This is a genomic window from Glycomyces sp. NPDC050141 (assembly GCF_055586545.1).
Map to the genome: position 1 here is coordinate 29,891 of NZ_JBVJHZ010000034.1, position 22,181 is coordinate 52,071.

The 22,181-nt window shown below is 71.3% G+C and carries 19 protein-coding genes; 5 read left to right on the forward strand and 14 right to left on the reverse strand.

Annotated elements, in window-relative coordinates; all coding sequences use genetic code 11:
* Positions 1–43: 43 nt before the first annotated feature.
* The 7 genes from ACZ60M_RS19095 to kdd form a co-directional block, all read right to left on the reverse strand.
* Positions 44–1,993: a phosphatase PAP2 family protein gene (locus ACZ60M_RS19095; protein WP_465419832.1), complete on the reverse strand. Its 1,950-nt coding sequence runs from the start codon at positions 1,991–1,993 to the stop codon at positions 44–46.
* Between the two features lie 191 nt (positions 1,994–2,184).
* Entirely contained in the window at positions 2,185–3,192 is a 1,008-nt protein-coding gene (locus ACZ60M_RS19100; protein WP_465419834.1) for a serine hydrolase, read from the reverse strand.
* A gap of 81 nt (positions 3,193–3,273) precedes the next feature.
* Complete coding sequence (locus ACZ60M_RS19105) at positions 3,274–4,599, reverse strand: glutamate mutase L (RefSeq protein ID WP_465419836.1); 1,326 nt, start codon at positions 4,597–4,599, stop codon at positions 3,274–3,276.
* A complete protein-coding gene (gene kal / locus ACZ60M_RS19110; protein WP_465419838.1) occupies positions 4,596–4,979 on the reverse strand; it encodes a 3-aminobutyryl-CoA ammonia lyase in 384 nt (127 codons plus the stop codon). Before kal ends, ACZ60M_RS19105 begins: the two co-directional genes overlap by 4 nt.
* Complete coding sequence (gene kamE / locus ACZ60M_RS19115; RefSeq protein ID WP_465419840.1) at positions 4,976–5,719, reverse strand: lysine 5,6-aminomutase subunit beta; 744 nt, start codon at positions 5,717–5,719, stop codon at positions 4,976–4,978. The genes kal and kamE overlap by 4 nt, the downstream gene beginning before the upstream one ends.
* A complete protein-coding gene (gene kamD / locus ACZ60M_RS19120) occupies positions 5,716–7,272 on the reverse strand; it encodes a lysine 5,6-aminomutase subunit alpha (protein ID WP_465419842.1) in 1,557 nt (518 codons plus the stop codon). The genes kamE and kamD overlap by 4 nt, the downstream gene beginning before the upstream one ends.
* Positions 7,269–8,318, reverse strand: coding sequence for an L-erythro-3,5-diaminohexanoate dehydrogenase (gene kdd / locus ACZ60M_RS19125; RefSeq protein WP_465419844.1), 1,050 nt, complete (start codon positions 8,316–8,318; stop codon positions 7,269–7,271). Before kdd ends, kamD begins: the two co-directional genes overlap by 4 nt.
* 187 nt (positions 8,319–8,505) lie before the next feature.
* Between kdd and ACZ60M_RS19130 the strand changes: the two genes are divergently transcribed.
* The 3 genes from ACZ60M_RS19130 to ACZ60M_RS19140 are packed head-to-tail and all read left to right on the forward strand — an operon-like array spanning position 8,506 to position 11,319.
* Positions 8,506–9,948 (forward strand): KamA family radical SAM protein, encoded by a 1,443-nt coding sequence (locus ACZ60M_RS19130; protein ID WP_465419846.1) that lies wholly within the window; start codon positions 8,506–8,508, stop codon positions 9,946–9,948.
* On the forward strand, positions 9,945–10,784 hold the full coding sequence (locus ACZ60M_RS19135) for a beta-keto acid cleavage family enzyme (RefSeq protein ID WP_465419848.1): 840 nt from the start codon (positions 9,945–9,947) through the stop codon (positions 10,782–10,784). Before ACZ60M_RS19130 ends, ACZ60M_RS19135 begins: the two co-directional genes overlap by 4 nt.
* A gap of 13 nt (positions 10,785–10,797) precedes the next feature.
* On the forward strand, positions 10,798–11,319 hold the full coding sequence (locus tag ACZ60M_RS19140) for an isochorismatase family protein (RefSeq protein WP_465419850.1): 522 nt from the start codon (positions 10,798–10,800) through the stop codon (positions 11,317–11,319).
* Positions 11,320–11,486: 167 nt separating this feature from the next.
* On the opposite strand, the gene ACZ60M_RS19145 is transcribed toward ACZ60M_RS19140, so the two are convergent.
* The 6 genes from ACZ60M_RS19145 to ACZ60M_RS19170 form a co-directional block, all read right to left on the reverse strand.
* Complete coding sequence (locus tag ACZ60M_RS19145) at positions 11,487–13,061, reverse strand: FAD-dependent monooxygenase (RefSeq protein WP_465419852.1); 1,575 nt, start codon at positions 13,059–13,061, stop codon at positions 11,487–11,489.
* Between the two features lie 152 nt (positions 13,062–13,213).
* Complete coding sequence (locus ACZ60M_RS19150; protein ID WP_465419854.1) at positions 13,214–13,822, reverse strand: phosphotransferase; 609 nt, start codon at positions 13,820–13,822, stop codon at positions 13,214–13,216.
* 98 nt (positions 13,823–13,920) lie between these two features.
* Positions 13,921–14,907: an ABC transporter substrate-binding protein gene (locus tag ACZ60M_RS19155; protein WP_465419856.1), complete on the reverse strand. Its 987-nt coding sequence runs from the start codon at positions 14,905–14,907 to the stop codon at positions 13,921–13,923.
* Positions 14,908–14,939: 32 nt separating this feature from the next.
* The gene (locus ACZ60M_RS19160; protein WP_465419857.1) at positions 14,940–15,749 is read right to left on the reverse strand and encodes an ABC transporter ATP-binding protein; all 810 of its coding nucleotides are present in this window, start codon (positions 15,747–15,749) and stop codon (positions 14,940–14,942) included.
* Entirely contained in the window at positions 15,746–16,810 is a 1,065-nt protein-coding gene (locus ACZ60M_RS19165) for a FecCD family ABC transporter permease (protein WP_465419859.1), read from the reverse strand. Before ACZ60M_RS19165 ends, ACZ60M_RS19160 begins: the two co-directional genes overlap by 4 nt.
* Positions 16,807–17,835, reverse strand: a complete 1,029-nt coding sequence (locus tag ACZ60M_RS19170) for a FecCD family ABC transporter permease (protein WP_465419860.1) — start codon at positions 17,833–17,835, stop codon at positions 16,807–16,809. The genes ACZ60M_RS19165 and ACZ60M_RS19170 overlap by 4 nt, the downstream gene beginning before the upstream one ends.
* Before the next feature lie 179 nt (positions 17,836–18,014).
* Between ACZ60M_RS19170 and ACZ60M_RS19175 the strand changes: the two genes are divergently transcribed.
* Positions 18,015–19,679 carry an ABC transporter transmembrane domain-containing protein gene (locus ACZ60M_RS19175; protein ID WP_465419861.1) on the forward strand — a complete coding sequence of 555 codons (1,665 nt, stop codon included), beginning with the start codon at positions 18,015–18,017 and terminating at the stop codon, positions 19,677–19,679.
* Positions 19,676–21,415, forward strand: coding sequence for an ABC transporter ATP-binding protein (locus tag ACZ60M_RS19180; RefSeq protein ID WP_465419863.1), 1,740 nt, complete (start codon positions 19,676–19,678; stop codon positions 21,413–21,415). The genes ACZ60M_RS19175 and ACZ60M_RS19180 overlap by 4 nt, the downstream gene beginning before the upstream one ends.
* A gap of 3 nt (positions 21,416–21,418) precedes the next feature.
* Here ACZ60M_RS19180 and ACZ60M_RS19185 read toward each other — a convergent pair whose 3' ends face one another.
* Entirely contained in the window at positions 21,419–22,159 is a 741-nt protein-coding gene (locus tag ACZ60M_RS19185; RefSeq protein WP_465419865.1) for a class I SAM-dependent DNA methyltransferase, read from the reverse strand.
* Between the last annotated feature and the right edge of the window lie 22 nt (positions 22,160–22,181).

Consider the following 22,181-nt stretch of genomic DNA (forward strand, 5'->3'; position numbering starts at 1 on the left):
TTTTGGGCGGGCCCGGCCCCTCGCCGGGCCGGGCCCGCCCGGCCTAGGCGGCGTCGATCTTGACGTTGACGCGCTTCTTCTCGTACTCGAGGGTGGCGGTGTAGCCGGGGAGGTCGAGCACGACTTCGGCGAACGTGCCCTTGACTTCCTTGGCCTTGATGACCGGGAGGTCGACGCCCGCGGCGGGCGGGCGCTGCGGGTCGAGGGCGATCTTCAGGACCGCGCCCGCGTCGAGGGTGACCTGCTTGTCGACGTCGAGGGCGGGTTCGCCGCCGTCGTTCAGGACCACTTGGACGGTGGCGTTCGCGACGGCGAGGGCGCGCAGTTCGAGCTGGGCGGTGTCGACGGCGAGCGTGCCGCCGGTGACGGTGGCGCCGCCGCGGCCGAGGGCGTTCCCGGAGGCCGCGCGCAGCACGCCCTCGTTCACGAGCACGCCGCCGGAGAAGGAGTTGTCGCCGGTGAGGGTCAGGGTGCCGGTGCCCGCCTTGGTGAGCTTGCCGGTGCCGCCGATGGCGTTGCGCCAGGTGTCGGCGACGTTGAAGCCGTGCTTCGCGGCGTCCATGGCGACAACGAGGTCGCCGTCGAAGCGGCCGAATCCGTCTGCGGCGGTGAACAGGTCGAGGCGGCCCCAGTTCTCGGGGCCGTCGAGGATCGGGTACCCGGCTTTGAGGGCGGTGGTGCGCAGGACCTCGCGGCGCTGCTCGGCGTCCAGGTAGGGCAGTCGCGTCTCCAAGAGCACTTCGGCGCCTTTGGGAACGGTCATGGCCGCGTCGGAGCGGCCGCGTTCGAGGATGTAGGTCAGGCGCGGGGTGTGCGCGGCGCGGTTGGCCTCGCGGTCGGCGTACTGGTCGGTGTCGACGCCTTCCCGGTGCGCGTAGGAGAACAGCTCGTCGGCCGAGACGCCGGTGACCGAGGTGAAGTACTCGACGGCCTGCGCGCGGGCGGCGGCCTTGAGCTCGGCGTTGACCGGGTTGTAGAGGGTCGCGGCCGCGAGGGCCGTGCCGAGGACGCGGCCGCCGACGACGTCGACCGGGGAGTGCATTCCGGCGGCGATGCGCGAGTCGCCCACTTCGGAGGCGCGGGCGATGAGCTCCTGGTAGCGCTCGGGCACCGCGTAGGCGAGGGCGATCGCGGCGAGCCAGGCGGCGTTGGTGTGGCCGGAGGGGAACCCGCCGTCGTCGGCGGGCTTGGTGGAGCGCTGGCGCAGCAGCTGCGGGGCGACCTTGACCTCGGACTCGTAGGCGGGGACGCCGAGGACCGGGATGGCGCCGGTCTCGACGATCGCGCTGTCTTCGTTCATGCGCCAGGGCCGCGGGTACTGGAAGGCGAACTTGCTGGGGTTGGAGGAGGTGAAGTCGCCGCGAACGGCGTTGACGAGCTGGGCGACCTTCCCGAGGGCGGAGTCGGTCGCGCCCGAGCCGTTGGCCGATCCGGCGGGGGCGCCGGCGGGGACGGAGTCGCTGACCGGGCCGGCCGGGATGCCGTCGGGGGCGCTGGTTATCGCGGTGACGGCCTTCGCGCCGGTCTTGTACAGGGCTTCGAGGGGGCCGAGGCCGCCGATGGCGCTGTAGCTCTGGTGCTGGCGGTCGAAGATGAAGGCCTGCTTGGCTTCGGCGTCGGTGCGGTTCGAGGTGACCTCGACGCAGTGCTCGACGTTGTCGCCGAGGACGTCCTCGTCGAGGACGGTGCCGTTGTTCCAGGCCGATCCGGTCTGCCAGAGGTCCTGCATGCCGCTGAGGGCGCGCACCGCCGCGTTCGTCTCGGCCGTGGTGTTCGCGGTGATGTTGGTGGCGTACGTGTCCACGAACGCGGGCCCGTCGTACTGGGCCCACTGCGCGGCGATGCGGGGAGTGTCGACAGTGTCTACTGTGGACTGGAGCGCGCTAGTGGACTCGCCTGCTGCGGCGGGCTCGCTGGCGACTGCGGCGGCGACGATCCCGGCGGAGCCCGCGAGGAGCGCGCGGCGGCCGATCGTGTGCTGTTGTCCTGGCATGTTGTGCTCGATTCGGTGCGGTGGGGCAAGCCTCGCGGCTCGGGGGCGGCGCCGCGCTACTGCTGGCGAGCAACACTCTCGCGGCGCGCGGTGAACGGATCGTAGCGAGCCGGTGAGCGGGGGCTGCACGATGGCTAACGTTTGCAGACGAAGGCCCGGCCGCAGGTCGCGACCGGGCCTTCGACCTGGATCTACTGGGTCAGGCCGCCGTTGAGGGCTTCCTGCTCCACCTCGAGCGTCACCGCGTCGGTCGCGGCTACCCCCGCCGCGTTCACGATGTCGAACATCTTGCGGCCCATGGCCGCGTGGGCCTGCACGGCCGGGTGCGTGGCGCCGTAGTTGCCCCAGTGGTCGGTGTACTGGGCCATGAACGAGTACACGAGGGCCGGAGCGCCCGCGGCGCTGTAGACCACGCCGGACTCGCTGCGGGTGGCGTCGTCCGCGCCGTACTTCATGGCGATGCGCGCGCGCTCGAGCGAGGACATGTTGCGGCGGAACCCGTCGTGGTAGCCGTTGAGCCCCTTCAGGACGTTCAGGAAGAAGCTCGTGCTGCCCACCGAGAGCAGTTCGCCCTTCGCCAGGCGCGTGAGCAGGTCGTTCGTCTCGAAGGTGGTCGTGTCGCCCAGCCACATGCGGTTCGGGTTGGCCGGGTTGGGGATCACGCGCGTGTCAGTGAAGCCCTTCGCCGCCAGGGTCTCGTTGATCTCGGCGGGCGGGCAGACGAGGCCGCACAGGCGCACCGAGGTGTTGTCCGAGGTCAGGAGCATCGCGACCAGGACGTTCGCGACGGTGATCTCGTCGCCGTACGCCGTCTGGTGGAAGTAGAAGCCCGAACCGGTGAGGATGATGTCCGAGGTCAGCGTGATCCGGTCGTCCAGGGCGAGTTCGCCGCGGTCGATCTTGTCGAGCACGCCCAGCGCGATCCCGAGCTTGTTGATGCTCGCGGCCGTCCCGATGGTCTTCGAGTTCTTGTTCACGGCCACCACCGGCGCGCTGGTGCCGTTGAGGAGGGTCACGTACCCCTGCCAGGTGCCGCCGGCCTTGGCGGTCTCGGTGTCCCAGACCGCCTTGATCTGCGAGGCGGTGGTGACGGCGGCCTGCGCGGTCGCCTGCTCCGCGTGCGCGGCGGAGGCGGAGCCGAGGACGGCCCCGCCTGCGGTCACCGCGGCGCCGAGCTTGATTACATCGCGTCGTTCCATGGTCGCCTTCCGTTGGCGTGCAAGGTGTTGATGGATGTCCTCCGGATGTACGCCGAACGGGGTTCAAGCGGTTGCCTTGTTTCAGAACGAAGTGGACGACAGGAGTCCGATCGCGGCGGCGCGGCGGCCGTTCGCGGCGAGGAGCCCGGCCGGGGCGAGCCGGTAGTCCGTGTCGATCGCGAAGCGGGCGTCTTTCGGGGGACGCACGCCCCCTGAGGTGTCCTCCCCTACCGCCTCGCGCAGCCAGGTCGCGGCGTCGGGATCACGGCGGAGGATGCCGCCCGAACCGACGACGAGACTCACGGCCGCAAGGTCTTTGCCGCCGCGCAGCGGTTCCGTGGGGCCGCCGATCCGCTCGCCCCGGGCGTGGCGGCGCACGGCGATGCGGGCGGCGAGGCCGCTCAGCTCGGCGTCGTCGGCCGGGTCGCTCGCCCGGAACGCGGGGTTCGCGGCGCGCAGCCGCGCCGCCTCTGGGAGGTCCCAGCTCGTGGCGAGGTCTTCCTCGTCGGCGGCCTCGACGATGCCGACAGCGGTGTGCCGGACCCCGAGGTCGCCTTCGACGGTCCTTGAGCGCCAGGCGGTCCCGGCGACATCGGCGCGCGGGCCCTCGCGTTCGGCGTCAGGCGTGAGCACCGAGTACACGTCGGTGGTCGCGCCGCCCACGTCGATGACGAGGAGGTCCGCGCCGGTGGTCTCGGCGAGGAGTTCCACCCCGGTGAGCACGGCGTCAGGGGTGGCGGCCTTGACCATGCGGGTGAAGTCGGCGCTGGCGGAGAGGTGCTTCCCGGCGATCACGTGGCGCAGGAACACCTCGCGCAGCGCGGTGCGGGCGGGGACGGGGTTGAGGACCCCGATGCGCGGCAGGACGTTCGCCACGGTGGTCGTGTCGATCCCCGCCGCACCGAGCATCCCGGCGAGGTCGGCGGCGTTCGCGTTGCCCGCCAGCACGACCGGCGTGCGCAGGCCGGACTCGGCCAGCGCTCCGGCGTGCGCCCGCAGTGCGGTCTCGTCGCCGCCGTCGGTGCCTCCGGCCAGGAGGATCACGTCGGGACGGGACGCGGCGAGCTCGACGAAGTCCCCGGCGTCGAGGTCCCCGGCGCGCACGTCGACGACCCGCGCCCCGGCGCTGAGCCCGGCCCGGTAGGCCGCGCGGGCGGTCACCAGGGGCTCGTTGCCGATGACGGCGAGGCGCAGCCCCCCGCCCGCCGAGGAGCAGACGAGGGTGTCGATGACGTTGGCGCCCTTCGGCGTCGCTTCACCGGCGGCGGCGCGCAGGCCGTCCATCACGTCGGTGCCGATCGTGGTGGGGCACGAGGCGGTGCCGAGGAGGTCGCCGGTGTCCGCGTCGACGGCGGCGGCCTTGGTGTAGGTCGAACCGACGTCGACGCAGACGACGGCCCTCGTCACGGGACTACCACGGTGCCTGTCGCGGTCGTGGCGATGATCGGCTCGTCGAGCACGGCCGCGGCCGAGTCGCCGCGTTCCGGTTCGGCCCGGCAGACCACTTTGAGCGTGAACTCGATCGTGCGGCTGCGGCGGCCGGTGCGGACCACGGTGGCCGTGGCCTCCACGACGTCCCCGGCCTTCACCGGGGCTTTGAACTGCACGTCCGCATAGGACGCGAACAGTCCCTCGTCGCCGTCGGTGAGGATGCACAGCTCGGTGGCGACGTCGCCGAACAGGCCGAGCCCGTAGGCGCCGTCGACGAGGTTCCCGCCGTAGTGGGCGTGGCCGTAGGAGATGTAGCGGCGGTGGGTCACCGAGACGCCGTCGTGGTTGGCGCTCATGCGGACTCCTTCATAGTGACGAGCCGGTGGACGAGGTAGGAGGCCACATCGGACGGTGTGGTGCCGCGCGTGAAGATGCGGTCGACGCCGAGTTCGTGGGCGGCGCCCTCGTCGAAGCGGGGGCCGCCGACGACGAGCAGCGGGCGTTTGCCGGGAGGCAGGGCCTCGCGGAAGGCGGCGGCCATCTCGCGGGTGTTGTGGAGGTGGGCGTCCTTCTGCGTGACGACCTGGCTCACGAGCACCGCGTCGGCCTCTTCGTCGACCGCGCGGTTGACGAGGTCGGGCACGGCGACCTGCGCGCCGAGGTTGACGACCCGCAGCTCGCGGTAGTACTCGAGGCCCTTCTCCCCCGCGACGCCCTTGATGTTGAGGATCGCGTCGATGCCGACGGTGTGCGCGTCGGTGCCGATGCAGGCGCCCACGACGCAGAGCTTGCGGCCGAGCTTCTCGCGGATGGCGTCGTTGACGTCTTTGGGGCTCAGGTGCGGGTAGTCCTTCTCGACCACTTTGACCTCGTCGAGGTTGACGAGGTGGGTGGAGGCGCCGTAGACGACGAAGAAGGTGTAGCCGTCGCCGATGGGCTTGGCGTGCACGAGCATCGCGCCGTCGAGGCCCATTTTCGCGGCGAGCTGGAGGGCCGCGCCTTCGGCGCGCTTGTCGTGCGGGACGGGCAGGGTGAAGGAGAGCTGCACCATGCCGTCGCCCGTGGTGTCCCCGTAGGGCCTGATGATGCGGCTCACTGCTCGCCTCCGTCCAGAATGTCCGATGCGGGGTTCCAGTAGTCCTCGGCGCGTTTCGCGACGCCGTCGAGGCCGCGGCCGCCGTCGGCGGGGCGCTTCATGATGCCGAACGTGCCGTCGGCGATGGCGTTGAGCAGGCCGTCGTCCACGATCCGGCCGAGGAGGTCGACGGCCTCGCCGAGGACCTGGTTGGCGCGGTTGGCGATGAAGCCGTCCTTCGGCGGATGGAAGTCCTCGGCGAGCCCGGCGCACGCGTTGAGCACGTACCGCACGTTCTGCAGCGCGATGTCGCGGTCGGAGAGCCAGGGCGTGACGACCGCTTCGGTCATCATGCCCACCAGCAGGATCGACTGCCCGGTCATGACCCCGGCGAGGTTGAAGAACCCGTCCAAGAGGTTGCCCCGGAAGACGTCCCCGGTCATGTGCTTCGTGGGCGGCATCCACTTCAGAGGAGCATCGGGGAACAGCTGGCGGGCCAGGAGCGCGTGCGCGAGTTCGAGCCGGAACGACTCGGGGACTTCGGGGTTGATCTCGAACGCGTGCCCGAGGCCGAGCAGCGGGTCCGGGAGCCCGGCCTCGTGCGCGAACCGCTCGTTGAGCAGCTGCGAGACGGTCACGGTGTGGGCGGCCTCGACCGCGTCGGCCGTGGTCAGGTAGTTGTCCTCGCCGGTGTTGATGATGATCCCGGCGCGGGCGTGCACCTGGCGGCTGAACCGCTGGTCCACAAAGGTGCGGATCGGGTTGATGTCGCGGAACAGGATGCCGTACATCGAGTCGTTGAGCATCATGTCGAGCCGGTGCATTCCCGCCAGCGCGGCGATCTCGGGCATGCACAGGCCCGAGGCGTAGTTGGTGAGGCGGATGTAGCGGCCGACCTCGCGGGAGGTCTCGTCGAGGGCGGCGCGCATGAGCCGGAAGTTCTCGCCGGTGGCGTAGGTGCCCGCGAAGCCCTCGCGGGTGGCGCCTTCGGGGACGTAGTCCAGAAGGGACTGACCGGTGGAGCGGATGACGGCGATGACGTCGGCTCCGGCCTTGGCGGCCGCTTGGGCCTGCGGGATGTCCTCGTAGATGTCGCCGGTGGCGACGATGAGGTAGATCCAGGGGCGCTGCGGCGGGTCGCCGATCTCGGCGACGAGTTCGTCTCTCCTGCTTCGGGACTGGTCGATGCGGTCGAAGCCGTGCTGGACGGCGGTTTGGGCCCTCTGGCGGGCGGTGTCGGCGTCACCGCCCGTGGGGAGGGTGAATCTGGCGCCGTCCGCTGCGGCGGCGTGGGCGAGGCGTTCGAGGTCGGGGAAGTCCTTGAGTGCGTGGAAGACCGGGAGGGCGATGCCGTGTTCGATGCCGACCTGTTCCTGGACGGCGTCGGCGAGGCGGTTGACCCAGGGGATGCCGTCGGGGTCGGCGCCGGTGAGTCCGGCGAGGCGGAGGGTGGCGCGTTCGACGGAGACGGTGGTGTGGCTGCGGGCCAGGTCGACGACGGGCTGCGCGGCTTTGGCGGCGAGGCGGCGGGCCTGGGCGACGACGGCGGGGTCGAGCGGGAGTTCGGCGGTCACGCGGCTTCCTTCCCTACGCGGTCGATGAAGAGGTCCTTGAGGTGCCGGTTCTCTCTGAGGAGGTGGAGGGCGTAGTCGGCGTGGCCGGGGACGTAGCCGTTGCCGATGAGCATCTCGACGTCGGCGGCGAGGCCTTCGGCGCCGAGCGCGGCGGCCGTGAAGGAGGTGGCCATGGAGAAGAAGACGACGGTGCCGCCGGTGGCGGTGGAGAGGATCGCGCCGTGTTCGCAGCCGGGGACGTCGACGCAGACGACGGTGACGTCGGCGCCGCGTCCGTCGAGGGCGTGGCCCACTTTCTTCGCGAGGCGGAGCGGGTCGGTGGCGTCGGCGATGACGATCTCGTCGGCGAGGTGGGAGCCGCGCAGCTGGGCGTCCTCGATCTCGTCGCGGACGACGGCGACGACCGTGGCTGCGCCTGCGTCGCGGGCGGCGGCGAGCGAGAGCGAGCCGGACTTCCCGGCGGCGCCGAGTACGGCGACGGTGGTGCCTTCGCCGCGTCGCTCGACGACCCTGCGGACGAGCGCGGGCGCGCCGCAGACGTCAAGGACCGCTAGTGCGAGGTGTTCCGGCAGGTCGTCGGGGAGGACGGCGGCGATGGAGCGGCCGAAGAGGATCGCGTGGCCGCTGGTCGGAACCTGCTCGGATCGGCCGTCCCAGCGCACCAGCTGATCATCAATGTGCAGCGGGGTGAGGGTGAGCGAGACGAGGGTGGCGACCTTCTGCCCGGCTTTGAGGCCGAGCGGGGAGCGCGGGCCGACCTCGTCGACGGTCCCGATGAGCATGCCGCCGGAGCCGGTGACGGGGTTGTGCATCTTGCCGCGACGCTCGATGATGGCGCGCACTTCGGCCCTGATGGCGTCGCCATCGCCGTGGTGGGCCGTGTGGAGCTGCCGAAACGAGGCCGCGTCGAGGTTGAGGCGTTCGACGCTGATGCGCACTTCGTCCTCGGCGATATCGGGGTCGGGGTCGAGCCGGTCGGCCGCTTGTGGCAGCGCCCCGGCGGGGCTGACGACTCGGTGCGATCCGACCGGTGAGCCTGTCGACATCGTTGCCGCCCTTCCTGGTAGCAGTGTGTTTATAGAGTCTCAATATGCGGGACCTAGCGCACTACAGTAACGGAAGGTTATCCTCGTCACAAGGACGGTCATCCCCGTCTGGGAGGTTTCCCCGGGCCAACAGCCCGGACATGGAGGTGAGAAGGTGTCGGATCGACCAACGGGAGACACAGCGCCCGTGATCGAACAGCCCTACCAGTACCGGCGCCGCAGGCTGGTCGAGCCGGACTGGACGCGGTTCCCCGGCTGGGCGGACGTGACCGAGGCCGACTGGGCCTCGGCGCAGTGGCAGCGCGTGCACTGCGTCAAGAACGTCAAGCAGCTCCGCGACGTCGTGGGCGACCGGCTCCACGAGTCGTTCTACGAGGACCTGGCGACCGACATGGAGCGCTCGGCGACCATGTCGATGCTGCTGCCCCCGCAGATGCTCAACACGATGGCGCCCGCGATCGAGGAGACCGCCCCCGGTTCCTGGACCGACGCGTTCTACGCCGACCCTGTGCGCCGCTACATGCTCCCGGTCGCCTCCGACCGGCACGCCGACTGGCCCTCCCACCCGTTCGCGACCCGCGACTCCCTGCACGAGCACGACATGTGGGCCGTCGAAGGACTCACCCACCGGTACCCGACGAAGGTGCTCGCCGAACTCCTCTCGACCTGCCCCCAGTACTGCGGGCACTGCACCCGCATGGACCTCGTCGGCAACTCGACGCCCACAGTGGACAAGCGGCGGCTCGCCCTGAAGCCCGTCGACCGGCAGACGGCGATCCTCGACTACCTCGACTCCCATCCGGGCGTGCGGGACGTGGTCGTCTCGGGCGGCGACGTGGCGAACCTGCCTTGGAAGCAGCTCGAGCGGTTCCTCGACCGGCTCCTGGACGTCGAGACCATCCGCGACATCCGCCTCGCGACCAAGGCGCTGATGGGGCTCCCCCAGCACTGGCTGCAGGACGAGATCGTCGAGGGCATGGCCCGCATCGCCAAACGCGCGGCCGGTCAGGGCGTCAACCTCGCGATCCACACCCACATCAACCACGTCAACTCGGTGACCCCGGCCGTGGCGCGAGCGGCGGCGGCGATGCTCGACGCTGGCGTGCGCGACGTGCGCAACCAGGGTGTGCTCATGCGCGGCGTCAACGACTCCCAAGCGGATCTCCTTGACCTTTGCTTTGCGCTGCAAGGCGAAGCGAACATCCTGCCGTACTACTTCTACATGTGCGACATGATCCCCAACGCCGAGCACTGGCGCACCTCGGTAACCCAGGCGCAGGAGCTCCAGACCGCGATCATGGGATACCTGCCCGGGTACGCGACGCCGCGCATCATCTGCGACGTGCCGATGGTCGGCAAGCGCTGGGTCCACCAGCTCGAGGCGTACGACCGCGAACTCGGGATCTCCTACTGGACCAAGAACTACCGGACCTCGATCGAAGCCGACGACCCCGACGCTCTGACGCGCCGGTACCCGTTCTACGACCCGATCGACACGCTCCCGAAGGCCGGGCAGGAGTGGTGGCGCAACATGCACCCGCCGGTGCACGCGATGGAGGCCGGGAACGCGGCGGCCGCGAAGTCCCGCCAGGCCGTCGCCCGCCACGACGAGGCGGCTGAGGTCGCATGACCGGCACCCTGATCACCGTGGCGCCCACCGGGGCCGAGGTCGACAAGGCCGAGGTCCCGGCGCTTCCGGTAACGCTCGACGAGCTGGTCGACACCGCGAAGCGGTGCGAGCAGGCCGGGGCCTCGATCATCCACGTGCACCTGCGGGACGATGCCTTCAAGCCCACGCTCGACCCGGTGCGGCTGCGGGACACCGTTGCGGCCCTTCGCGACACCACGGATCTCATCGTGCAGCTCTCCACGGGCGGCTCGGTCCACGACGGCGAGGCCGCCCGACTCGCGGTGCTCGACGCCGAACCGGACATGGCCTCCTGCACGATGGGCACCGTGAACTTCGGCGACGACGTGTTCATGAACCGCTGGGAGTTCATCGTCGAGCTGCACAACCGCATGCAGGACAAGGCGGTCGTGCCGGAGTACGAGCTCTTCGACCTAGGGCACTTGGCGGGGCTGGAACGGCTCCTCGACAAGGAGGGCCTGCCGTTCGGCGGGCATGTGCACGTCGACTTCGTGCTGGGCGTGCCTGGCGGCGCGGCCGGTGACGCCTCGACCGTGTCCGCGTTCGCGGAGGGCGTGCGCCGGTACCTGCCGGAGGGGACTACGTTCTCCGCCACGGGCATCGGGCGGACCACGCTGCCGGTCATGTTCGCCTCGCTGGCCCACGGCGGGCATCTGCGGGTGGGCATGGAGGACACGGTCTCGTTCGCGCGGCGGCAGCCGGTGACGGGCAACGACCAGCTGGTGGAGCGGGCCGCCGAGGCGGCAGCGCTGGCGCAGCGCCCGGCGATCTCGACTGTGGAGGCCCGAAAGCTCCTGCGGATGCGCGACGCCGACTGAGTAGGGTGAGGGTATGACTCCCCTTGACCCCCAAAGGACTGCACTCGTACTTGTCGACCTCATGCCCCGGCTCCTCACCCAGCCGTTGGAGCCGCATTCGGGAGCCGAGGTCCTCGAGTCCTCGATCGCCCTGGCCGAGGACGCCCGCAAGGCGGGCGTCCCGGTCGTGGCGATCCGTGTGGAACGACCGAACATCACCGAGCAACCCCCGGGCAGCGAACTCGCCGAGGCTATTGCGGATCTCGCGGACGCGGTGGTCGTGAAACGCACCATCGGCGGCTTCTACGGCACCGACCTCGACGCGATCCTGCGGGGCTACGGAGCCGAGACGCTGGTAATGGCCGGGATCAGAACCAACATCGGCGTGGAATCGACCGCACGGGCGGCCTCAGACCACGGGTACGAGCTGGTCTTCGTGGAGGACGCCATGAGCACCCGCTTCGAGGTCGAACACGCCGCGACGCTGAAGCACAACCTCCCCCGCTTCGGCGAGGTAGTCAGCGCGGCTGACCTCAACTGGCGCAACGCTTCCTGATAGAAGCGAGCGAAGGGACCGGCCGCATTGCGGCCGGTCCCTTCGCATGTCTGGTTAGCTGCGGCCCGCTGCCTTCAGCAGCCCAGCGCTGGATCTGCTCCTCCTCGCAGCCGTACCGAAGCGCTGCTTCTGCCGAGCGTCGTTCAGCCTTCCGCCGCTTCCTTCTCCTAGCCGCCGACCAGCTGCTGCAGGTAGGCGGACACGGACTGGTAGTCCCAGGTGCCGCCGGTGAGGGCGACGTAGCCGTCCGGTCGGATCAGCACGAGTCCATCCTGGTCGACACCGTAGCGCTTGTGCACTTCCCCGGTAGTGTCCAAAAGCGCATGTTCACTGTCCCCATGGAGAGGTTCTGCGTGGATGCGGTGGACGCGGACCTCACCGAACCGGCTCCCATCCGTTCGCGGCACGGGCCGTGAGCCGAAAACGAGCAGGGTGAAATGCGGGCCGCGGAACACGTCGAACAGCCGCACTTCCGCTCCGGTCGCCGAGTCGGTGACGTAGGCGTCCGGGGCGCGGTCGCCGGCGCGAATGCCTATCGCCCCGTCCAGGTCGCGGGCCAAGCGGCTGCCTCGGTAGGAGATGCTCAACTGACTGACATCGCTGAACGGGTCCCGCCCTTGGAACGTGCCGACGATGCGTTCGGCCACGCGCGCAGTGTCCGAACCGCTCCAGTGGCGGCCTCGAGCGGTGGTGGAGGCGAGCACGTGCTCGGCGATCGGGAGGCGTTCCTCCTCGTAGGTGTCCAGTAGCGCCTCAGGTGCGCCGCGTAGGACGTGCGCGAGTTTCCAGCCGAGGTTGTAGGCGTCCTGCACGCCGGTGTTCATGCCCTGGCCGCCAGCGGGGGTGTGCACATGGGCGGCGTCCCCCGCCAGCAGGACGTGGCCGTCCCGGTAGCGGTCCACCATGCGGATGTTGACCTGGTACACGGACAGATAGACCGGGTCGGAGAACCGCACCCGCGGCAGCCCGACACGCGCATCGAAGATGGCGGCGAACGTCTCCACCGAGACCGGGGACGGGCGCTGGTCGCCGTCCTCGGGCAGCGGCGCGGTGAAGAACCAGGTGCCGCTCTTGGGCATCGGCGCCAGGGTCAGCATCCCGCCGGGACCTTGCGCCCACATGTGCGCGACCGAGCCGTCCAGGCCGTCGACGCGAAGGTTTCCGAACAGCATCCGCTGCCGCTCCCATGTCTCGCCCAGGAAGCTGATTCCCGTCAGCTTGCGCACGCTGCTGCCACCGCCGTCGCATCCGACCAGATACCGGGCCCGGAGGTCTTCGCGGCGTCCACCTGTTTGGACGGTCGCCGTGACCTGGTCGCGGCCTTGGGCGAGACCGACGAGTTCGCAACCGAGCTCGACCCGGGTCCCGAGGGACCCGAGCCGTTCGCGCAGGGCCGCCTCGGTGAACTGCTGCCCCACCATCAGGCTGCCTGGGTAAGGCGCTCCCGGAACCGGGGGCGCGTCGTACATCACCGCCTCGCGCACCACGTTCCCGTCGGCGTCGTAGAAGCGCGTGGGCAGCGGAATCTCTGCGTGCCCGGTCAGACGGTCGAGCACTCCGAGGTCATCGAACACCTCCTGCGTCCGGGCGCGGACGCCTCGAGCCCGCGTTCCAACCGGGAAGGCGGTGGTGCGGTCGATGATTCGCACTCCCACGCCGCGGCGGGCAAGGTCGCACGCCAGCGCGAGACCCACTGGTCCGGCGCCGACGATGAGGACATCGGTCATCGTTGGAGATTCCATGGACTTCTGCTCCTTCACAACAACCCGCGAGTGGGCACTTGCCCATTATTAATGGGCAAGTGCCCACTTGTCAATGCGAGCTGCTGCACGCAACCGTGTGGACGGTGCCGGTCCCCGAGCCCCCAGTCCCAGGGGCCTGCCCACTCAGTCGGCTACGGCCTGCGGGTCGCGGCGAGGCGGAAGCGGTCCGCGTATTCGGGGCCGTATTGGGGGTTGAGGTCGGCGGCGGTGAGGCTCCAGACCATGTCGTCGATGTCGCGGGCGCGGGGGCCGATGGTGAGGGTGCCGATGTCTACTGCGCCGATCACTTCGAGGGTGTTGGGGTCGAGGATGACGTTGGGGAGCATGTAGTCGCCGTGGCAGACGACCGGGTCGTCGACCGGTTCGGGTGCGGGGAACGGGCACTGGTCGACCGGTAGGGCGTGGAAGCGGTGGAGGTAGCTCGCGATCGCGTCGACCACCGTGTTGCGGTCCGGTTCGGGCCAGGGCTCGGCGCCGGAGCGGCCGGGTACGGCCGTGGTGACGAGGTAGTCGCGACCGTCGGGGGTGGTGCCCGCGTCGACCACTTCGGGGGTGCCGAGGTCGAATCCGGCGAGCCAGGCGAGGGCCTTCGCCTCCCGTGCGATGTCGGTGCCGGCTTTGAGGAAGAGCGGGGTCGGCCCGTCGAGGCGCCAGACGTGGGCGTCGGAGTGACCGATGCCGACCGGGGTCCAGGTGTGGGTCCGGTAGCGGGTGCGGAGTTCGGCGATCGGGTCGTTCATGGAGGCAAGCCTGTCACCTGGGCTGCGGTGAGGCAACGCCGTTTCGCCGCGATGGTGACCGGCCGCTCCCCTGTTCGAGCGGGGAGCGGCCGGGGCTGCTATTCGGCGCTGGGGAGTTCGACGCCCGCGGCGGTGGCGAGGTCGGCGAGGACCAGGCGGGCGGCCTGGATGCCGATGCCGCTCATCCAGATCTCGTCCTTGACGTTGAAGACCTTGCCGTTCTTCACGGCCTCCATCTCGGTCCAGAGCGGGTTGTCCTGGGCCGCTTCCTGCTCGGTGTTCTCGGGGATGTCGGCGGCGCAGACGAATACGAGGTCGGCGTCGGCGAGGTCGATCTGCTCGGGGCCGACTTCGAGGGCGAAGTCGTCGACGTCCTGGGATTCGGGGCGGGCGACGCCGACGTCCTGGAGGATCACGCCGGAGAAGGTGGCCTTCTGGTACAGGCGGGTCGGGCCCGCGACGAAGCGGACGACCGAGACGGTGGGCATCTCGCCGTAGGCGGCTTCGATGGCGGCGCCGAGGTCGGCGGCCTGGGTCTCGTAGGCGTCGAGGGCCGCGGCGGCCTCGTCTTCGAGGCCGAGGGCCTCGGCGTGGACGGCGAGGTTCTCTTTCCAAGCCACACCGGTGGTCTCGGTGAACACGGTCGGGGCGATCGCGGCGAGGTCGGCATAGATGGCCTCGTGTCGGATCTTCGAGGAGAGGATCAGGTCGGGCGCGAGCTCGGCGATCTTCTCGAGGTCGGGCTCCTCCATCGGGCCGACGTCCACAGTGTTCTCAGTCATGGAGGCCAGGTAGTCGGGGAACCCGCCCGCGTTGTTGAAGTGCGGGGCGACCGCGCCGACCGGCTCGATGCCGAGAAGCGTGACGTCGTCGAGTTCGCCGGAGTCGAGGACGACGACCCGCTCGGGCTGGGCCGGGATCTCGGTCTCGCCCATGGCGTGCGCGATGGTGCGCGGGAACGCGCCGGTCGCGTCGGCCTGCTGCTCGGCGGCGTCGCCGGTGGCGGTCGCCGCGCCGCAGGCGGCCGTGGCGGCCAGTGCGGCGGCCGCCAGGAGGGCGGCGGCAGCTCGGATCGTGGTCTTCATTCTGGGTGGGTTCCTTTCGGGTGCAGGGGGTGTCAGGGGCGGCGGTGCCGGGCGCTCGCGCGCGGGACCACCAGGGGGGTGCCGGTCTCGGGGTCGGGGACGACGCGGCAGGGGACGCCGAAGACGTCTTCGACGAGCTCGGCGGTGAGCACGTCGGCGGGCGCGCCGACTGCGGCAGGGGCGCCGTCGCGCATGACCACGAGGTGGTCGGCGTACCGGGCGGCCTGGCCGAGGTCGTGGAGGACCATGACGACGGTGCGGTCGGCGGTGGCGTTGAGCTCGGAGACGAGGTCGAGCACGTCGAGCTGGTGCCGCAGGTCGAGGAACGTGGTCGGCTCGTCGAGCAGGAGCAGCGGCGTGTCCTGGGCGAGCGCGAGCGCGATCCAGGCCCGCTGGCGCTGACCGCCGGAGAGGTGGTCGACGGGGAGGTCGCGCAGCGCGGTGGTCCCGGTGCGCGCCAAGGCGGTCTCGACGGCGGCGCTGTCGGCTTCGGACCAGGGGCGCAGTGCCCGCTGGTGGGGGTAGCGGCCGAGGCGGACGAGCGCTTCGACGCTGATGCCTTCGGGGGCGACGGGCTGCTGCGGGAGGAGGCCCAGGCGGCGGGCGAGGGCGCGGGCGCTCATGCGGTGGATGTCGTCGCCGTCGATGGCCACGGTCCCGGCCTCGGGGGCGATGAGGCGGGCGAGGCCGCGCAGGAGCGTGGACTTGCCGCAGGCGTTGGGGCCGACGATGGCGGTGACCTGGCCGCCGGGGAGCGTGAGGTCGAGGTCGGCGACGATCGTGTTGCGGCCGTATCCGATACGCAGGTTCTCGGCGGTGATCGCGTTGGGGGCATGCGTCATCGGGCGGTCCTCGGGTCGGGTCGGTTCTGGCGGGCCAGGAGCGCGAGCAGGAACGGCGCGCCCAGGGTGGCGGTGACGACGCCGACGGGCAGGCCGTCGAGCGGCAGCGCGTGCTGGGCGACGAGGTCGGCGGTGAGCAGCAGGAGCGCCCCGGCGAGGGCGTTGAGGGCGAGGGTTCCGGCGGTCGGGGGTCCGGCGAGGCGGCGGACTAGGTGCGGGACGGCGAGGGCGACGAACCCGACCGGGCCGGTGAGCGCGACCGCGAGCGAGGCGAGCACGACGGCGGCCGCGAGGAGCTGGAGGCGGGCGGCGCCGGGCCGGACGCCGAGGGCTCCGGCGGCGTCGTCGCCGAGGTCGAGGACGGCGGCGCGGCGGCCGAGCGCGAAGACGAAGGCCATGGCGACGCCCGTTGCGATCGCGCCGATGATCGTCTCGTTCCAGTTGCGGCCGTAAAGGGAACCGGTCGTCCAGTGCAGCGCGGAGGAGGCGAGTTCGGCCGGGAAGCGGACGATGAAGAGGTTCACGGCGGCGGTGAGGCCCGCTTGGACGGCGAGGCCGACGAGGACGAGACGGGTCGGGCTGATTCCGGCTTTCCAGCTGAGGAGGCCGAGGATCGTTGCGGCGCAGAGGCCTCCGCCGAGGGCCGCGAGCGGGGTGAGCGGCGCGGCGAGGCCGAGGGCGACCGCGGCGGTCGCGCCGAGGGACGCGCCGCCGGTGATGCCGACGACGTCGGGGCTGGCGAGCGGGTTGCGGGCCACGCGCTGCAGGACCGCTCCGGCGACGGCGAGCCCGGCACCGGCGACGACGGCGCTGAGGACGCGCGGGGTGCGGAAGCGGCCGACGAGCAGCACGTCCCCCCGGTCGCCGGTGCCGAGGAAGAGCGCGTTCAGGGCGCGGGCGGGGCCGATCGCGTTCTCCCCCAGGCAGATCCCGGCGAGCATCAGGGCGGCGAGGAGGGCGAGTCCGGCCAGCGCGAGGAGCGCGGTGCGGCGGCGCTGGCGGGCGATCGCGCCGAGGCGGCGGGGAGCCGGGGCGGCGATGGCCCTCGGGAGCGCGGTCATCGGGCGGCCTTCCTGGCGAGGACGGCGAGGAGGGGCGCGCCGAGGAAGGCGGTGACGATGCCGACTTCGATCTCGGTGGGGCGCAGGATCATGCGTCCGAGGACGTCGGCGGCGAGGAGCAGGATCGGGCCGCCGAGGAGGCAGCCGGGCAGGAGGAGCCGGTGGTCGGTGCCGATGACGGCGCGGACGAGGTGGGGTGCGGCGAGGCCGATGAAGGCGATGGGTCCGGCGACGGCGACGGCGGACGCGGCGAGAAGGACGACGGCGATGCCGCCGAGGAGCCGGGTGCGGGCGACGGGGACGCCGAGGGCGGAGGCGGCGTCGTCGCCGAGGCTGAGGGCGTTCATAGCGGGGGCGACGAGGAACGCGAGGAGCGTCCCGGCGGCGAGCGGGGCGGCGACGGGGGCGAGCATGTCGAGGTCGCGGGCGGCGAGGGAGCCGACGAGCCAGAAGCGGGCTTCGTCGAGGGTCTGCTCGGAGGTGAGGAGGACCGCGGAGGTCCAGGCGGCGAGGACGGAGGCGAGCACGGTGCCGCTGAGCGCCAGGCGGACCGGGTCGAGGTCGCCCGCGCCGCGGGCGAGGGCGAAGACGGCGATGGAGGCGAGCGCGGCTCCGGCGAGGGCGAAGGGCAGGAACTCGGCGGGGCGGGTGAGGCCGAGGAGGTGGATGGCGGTGACGACGGCGAGCGCCGCTCCGGCGTTGACGCCGAGGGTGGTGGGTGAGGCGAGGGGGTTGCGGGTGACGCCTTGGCAGACGGCTCCGGCGAGGCCGAGTGCGGCACCGACGACGATGCCGATGACGGTGCGGGGCAGGCGGATGCCGGTGACGGCGAGGGCGTCGCGGCTCGCGTCGCGGCCGAGGAGCGCGTCGACGACGGTGTCCAGGGGTACGGGTCGGGTGCCGAGGGCGAGGCTGAGTGCGACGCAGACGGCAAGGGCCGCAATGCCTATGGCGAATACCGTCGTGGTGCGCGCCGGGGTGCGGCGGCGGACCGGGGCGGTGGTCGGGTGGTGGGCGTCGGACACGCGAGCAGATTAGGTAAGGCATGCCTAATGGCTAGCGCGCGCCACCTGGGAACGTGGCCCTGCGCACATAAACTTGAAACTTCAATTCAAGAGGGCTGACGCGCGGAACCCGGCACAGGCGGGAATGCGACAGTTTAAGCGGTTTCCGAGATACCGGTCGGCCGGTAAGCTTGGGTCCCATGCCCTCCAGACAACGGCCGCGCGCACCCCAGCTGCGGTTCCTCACCGACCTCGCGCGGCCGCAGTCAGGCCGCATCGCGCTCGGCACGCTGTTCTTCCTCCTCGCGGGCGGCGCCTCCATGTCGCAGCTGTGGATGCTCGGCCAGGTCGTCGACGACGGCCTCGTCGCCCGCGACGGCCGCGCCCTCGCGTTCTGGCTGACGCTCATGGCGATCGCGGTCACGGTGCAGCCGGCGTCCTGGGTGCTCGGCTACCGGCAGTTCAACACCGCCGACGCCGCGAGCCAGCGGGTCATCGTCCGGCGGCTCACCGACCACCTGAACGCGGCCGGGACCGGCGTGCGCGGGCGCGTCTCCGCCGGTGAGCTGGTGAACCTCCCGAGCGAGGACATGCGCAAGGCGGCCCACACCGTCACCGAGATCGGTTTCCTCACCAACAACTTCGCGATGTTCGCCATCGGCTCGGCACTCGTGTGGTCCATCCACCCGCTGCTGGGCGGGATCGTGATCGCAGGGAGCGTCGTCACCGCCCTCGTCGCCGGGCCGCTCCTCAAGAGCCTCCAGCGGCGCCAGGCCGACTACCGCGACATGATCGGCTCGCTCACCGCGCAGGCGGCCGACATCGTCGGCGGTCTGCGGGTCCTGCGCGGCATCGGCGGCGACCTGCTGTTCACGGCGCGGTACCGGGAGCAGTCGACGGCGCTGCGCGAACGCGGCTACGCGGTCGCCAACTCCAGCTCGTGGATTCACGCCCTGCGCGGCTCCATGCCGATCGTGTTCGTCGCCGCCATCACCTGGGCCGGCGCGCTCCTCGTCGTGGACGGCGCGCTCACCATCGGCGGCCTCGCCTCCGCGTTCAGCTTCGCGACCATCTTCATCGCCGTCTCCGGGAACTTCATCATCTCCGCGAACTACCTGGTCGCCAGCTGGGTCGCCGCCGGCCGCCTCACCCGGTTCCTCGCCATCGCAACGGATGTCGACGACCAGGGAACGCTGCCCGGCGAAAGCGGCGAGCTGCACGACCCCGACTCGGGCCTCACCGTCCCCGCCGCCGGGCTCACCGTGCTCGTCACCGCCGAGACCGCCCCGGCCGCGGACGCCTGCGAGCGCCTGGCCCGCTACCGCGACTCCGAAGCGGTGTGGGGGTCGCGGCCGTTGGAGGCGTACGCCCTCGCCGACGTGCGCGAACGGATCATGCTGCTCACCGACGAGGACTACCTCTTCGAAGCGACCCTCGGCGACACGCTCAGGGCCGCACCCGAAACCGCTAGCGCCGCGATCGCGACCGCCTGCGCCGCAGACGTGTACACCGGGCTCGGCGCTACCTTCGACGGGCACATCGCCGAAGGCGGACGCAACCTCTCCGGCGGCCAGCGCCAGCGGCTGCGCCTCGCCCGCGCCCTCGCCGCCGGACCGCAGACGCTCCTGGCCGTCGAGCCGACCTCTGCGGTCGACTCGCACACCGAATCGCTGATCGCCACGCGCGTCGCCGAGACGCGCGCGGCGCTGTCGACCCTCGTGGTGACCGCATCGCCGCTGTGGCTGGCCCGCGCCGACCGCGTGGTGTGGATGGTCGAAGGCAAGGTCCACGCCACCGGGACCCACGCCGAACTGCAGGCCGAGCCCGAATACCGACTCCTCACCGCACACGGAGCGTCCGCATGAGCGCCCACGACACACGAGCGCGACTGCCGATTGCGAGCCCCGCGCAGGTGCGGCGGGCCTTCCGGGGCCTGCTCGCCGCCGACAAGGCCTCCGCCGCGCAGGTCCTCGTCATGTACACGCTCGCGGCCGGGTTCAGCGTCGCCATCCCGGTCCTGCTGGGACGGGTCGTCGACGGGATCGGCGCGGGCTGGGGCGCGGGCGACGTCAACCTCGTCTGCGGCATCATCCTCGCTTGCGTCGCAGTGCAGTTCGTGCTTAGCCGCCTGGGCCGCAGGGCCGGGTACCGGTTCGGGGAGCGCGCCGCCGCGCGGCTGCGCGAAGAAGTCATCACCCGGGTGCTCGGGCTGCCGCTCGACCGCGTCGAGCAGGCGGGCCGGGGCGACCTCGGGACGCGGACCGCGACCGACGTGAACACCGTCGCTGATCTACTGCGCGACAACGGACCCACGATCGTCACCTCCCTCATCGAAGTGCTGGTGCTGTACCTCGCGCTGTTCGTCGTCAACCCGCTGCTGGGCCTGGTCTCGCTGCTGACGCTGCCGCCGCTGATCCTCGCTGCGCGCCGGTACCTGCGGAGCGCGGGCCTCGTGTTCACCGCGCAGCGCGCCGCCATGAGCGAAGCGGCCGAGACGCTCGCGGCCTCCGGGAGCGGCGCCCGCACGGTGGCGGCGCTCGCGATGCAGTCGGAACGGCGCGACCTCGGCTACGCGCGGGCCGAGACCCTGTACGAGCGGTTCAAGCGGCTCATCCGGCTCCAGATGGAGTTCTTCTTCCTCCTGCTGTGGCTCAACCGGGTCCAGCTCCTGCTCACGATCATCGCCGCCGGGCTGTGGTACCTCGACGGCGGCCTGACCATCGGTACCGCGATCGCGGCGATCACCGTGGTCGTGCGCATCGCCAACCCCACCAACGGGGTCATGATCCACCTCAGCGAGTTCCAGCAGGGATCGGCGGCGCTCGCGCGCATCGCCGGAGTCGGGCTCATCGAGTCCGCGCCGCGCGAGGCCTCTCCGGACGGGACCGACCTGGTCCTCGAGAACGTGACGTTCGGGTACGGCGACGGACCCGACGTGCTGCACGGCCTGAGCCTGCACCCGCGCGCGGGCGAACGGCTGGTCGTCGTCGGCCCCTCGGGCGCAGGGAAATCGACGATCGCACGGCTCCTCGCCGGAATCGACCGGCCCCGGTCCGGGACCGCGCTGCTCGGCGGGGTCCCGGTGTGCGACATCGCAGTCGAGGACCTGCGCCGCCGCGTCGTGCTCGTGACCCAGGAGCACTACGTGTTCACGGCGACCTTGCGGGAGAACCTGATCCTCGCCGCGCCTGACGCCGATGACGCGCACCTGCTCGCGGCCCTGCGCCGCGTCGACGCCGGATGGGCCGTCGCGGCCGGGCTCGACACGATGGTCGGCCCCGAGCACCGCGCACTCACTACGGCTGAGGCGCAGCAGATCGCGCTCGCGCGCGTCGTCATCGCCGACCCGCCGATCGTCATCCTCGACGAGGCCACGGCCGGCATCGACCCTGCTAGCGCCGGGAATGTGGAGGCCGCGCTGGCTGCGGCGCTGGCGGGCCGCACGGTCATCGCGATCGCCCACCAGCTGCAGGCCGCGGCCTCGGCCGACCGGATCGCGGTGGTCGAGGACGGCCGCATCGCGGAAGAGGGCCCGCACGACGCGCTGCTCGCGGCGGGCGGGGTGTACGCGGGACTCTGGCACGCCTGGCAGGGCGCCTGACCGTCAAACGGTGGGGAGCCGGTAGACCGAGACGTGGTACGGGGAGTCGGCGGTGAACTCGCCGCCCTGCCAGTCGGCATGGCGGGATTCGAGTTCGAAGCCGGCGAGGCGGGCCATGAGGTCCAGTTCGGAGGGCCAGATGTACCGGTGCGGGGTGCGGCCGAGGCGGGCCTGCCGGGTCTCGTCGAAGGTGAAGTGGTGGGAGACCACGTGCTGGTTGAGGGTGTCGTAGGTGTCGAGCAGGACGTACCCGTCCTCGACGACGCCGACCGTGGCTTTGCGGCCCGGAGGGAGCGCGCGCAGTTCGGGCACCCACAGCTCGATCACGAACCGCCCGCCCGGGGCGAGGTGGCGGGCCGCGTTCTGGAAGCACTCGATCTGCTGGTCCTGGGTGAGCAGGTTCGAGATGGTGTTGAACACCAGGTAGGCCAGGCGGAACTCGCCGGGGGCCTGGACGGTGGTCATGTCGCCTTCGAGCACCGGGAGCGCTGCTTCATCGGCTTTGGTGCGGAGCACGGCGATCATGTCGGGGGACAGCTCGATGCCGGTCACCGGCACGCCGCGCTCGGTGAGCGGTACGCCCACGCGTCCGGTACCGATCGCGAACTCGAGGGCGCGGCCGCCTTCGGCGAGTTCGGCGAGCCGGTCGACGGTCGGGTCGAGGACCTCCGGCGCGAACATGCCCTCGCCAGGAGTGTCATAGCCGCGGGCTGCCTCGGCGTCCCAGTAGTCGTTCGATTCCATCGACCCAGGATTCCTCAGGCCC

Excerpts from the sequence above, each read along its gene's own strand:
- kdd (WP_465419844.1), bottom strand. The coding sequence starts at position 8,318 with ATGTCGACAGGCTCACCGGTCGGATCGCACCGAGTCGTCAGCCCCGCC.
- kal (WP_465419838.1), bottom strand. The coding sequence starts at position 4,979 with ATGAGCGCCAACCACGACGGCGTCTCGGTGACCCACCGCCGCTACATC.
- ACZ60M_RS19140 (WP_465419850.1), top strand. The coding sequence starts at position 10,798 with ATGACTCCCCTTGACCCCCAAAGGACTGCACTCGTACTTGTCGACCTC.
- ACZ60M_RS19095 (WP_465419832.1), bottom strand. The coding sequence starts at position 1,993 with ATGCCAGGACAACAGCACACGATCGGCCGCCGCGCGCTCCTCGCGGGC.
- ACZ60M_RS19100 (WP_465419834.1), bottom strand. The coding sequence starts at position 3,192 with ATGGAACGACGCGATGTAATCAAGCTCGGCGCCGCGGTGACCGCAGGC.
- ACZ60M_RS19155 (WP_465419856.1), bottom strand. The coding sequence starts at position 14,907 with ATGAAGACCACGATCCGAGCTGCCGCCGCCCTCCTGGCGGCCGCCGCA.
- ACZ60M_RS19165 (WP_465419859.1), bottom strand. The coding sequence starts at position 16,810 with ATGACCGCGCTCCCGAGGGCCATCGCCGCCCCGGCTCCCCGCCGCCTC.
- ACZ60M_RS19175 (WP_465419861.1), top strand. The coding sequence starts at position 18,015 with ATGCCCTCCAGACAACGGCCGCGCGCACCCCAGCTGCGGTTCCTCACC.
- ACZ60M_RS19150 (WP_465419854.1), bottom strand. The coding sequence starts at position 13,822 with ATGAACGACCCGATCGCCGAACTCCGCACCCGCTACCGGACCCACACC.
- ACZ60M_RS19135 (WP_465419848.1), top strand. The coding sequence starts at position 9,945 with ATGACCGGCACCCTGATCACCGTGGCGCCCACCGGGGCCGAGGTCGAC.
- ACZ60M_RS19180 (WP_465419863.1), top strand. The coding sequence starts at position 19,676 with ATGAGCGCCCACGACACACGAGCGCGACTGCCGATTGCGAGCCCCGCG.
- ACZ60M_RS19160 (WP_465419857.1), bottom strand. The coding sequence starts at position 15,749 with ATGACGCATGCCCCCAACGCGATCACCGCCGAGAACCTGCGTATCGGA.
- ACZ60M_RS19145 (WP_465419852.1), bottom strand. The coding sequence starts at position 13,061 with ATGGAATCTCCAACGATGACCGATGTCCTCATCGTCGGCGCCGGACCA.
- ACZ60M_RS19185 (WP_465419865.1), bottom strand. The coding sequence starts at position 22,159 with ATGGAATCGAACGACTACTGGGACGCCGAGGCAGCCCGCGGCTATGAC.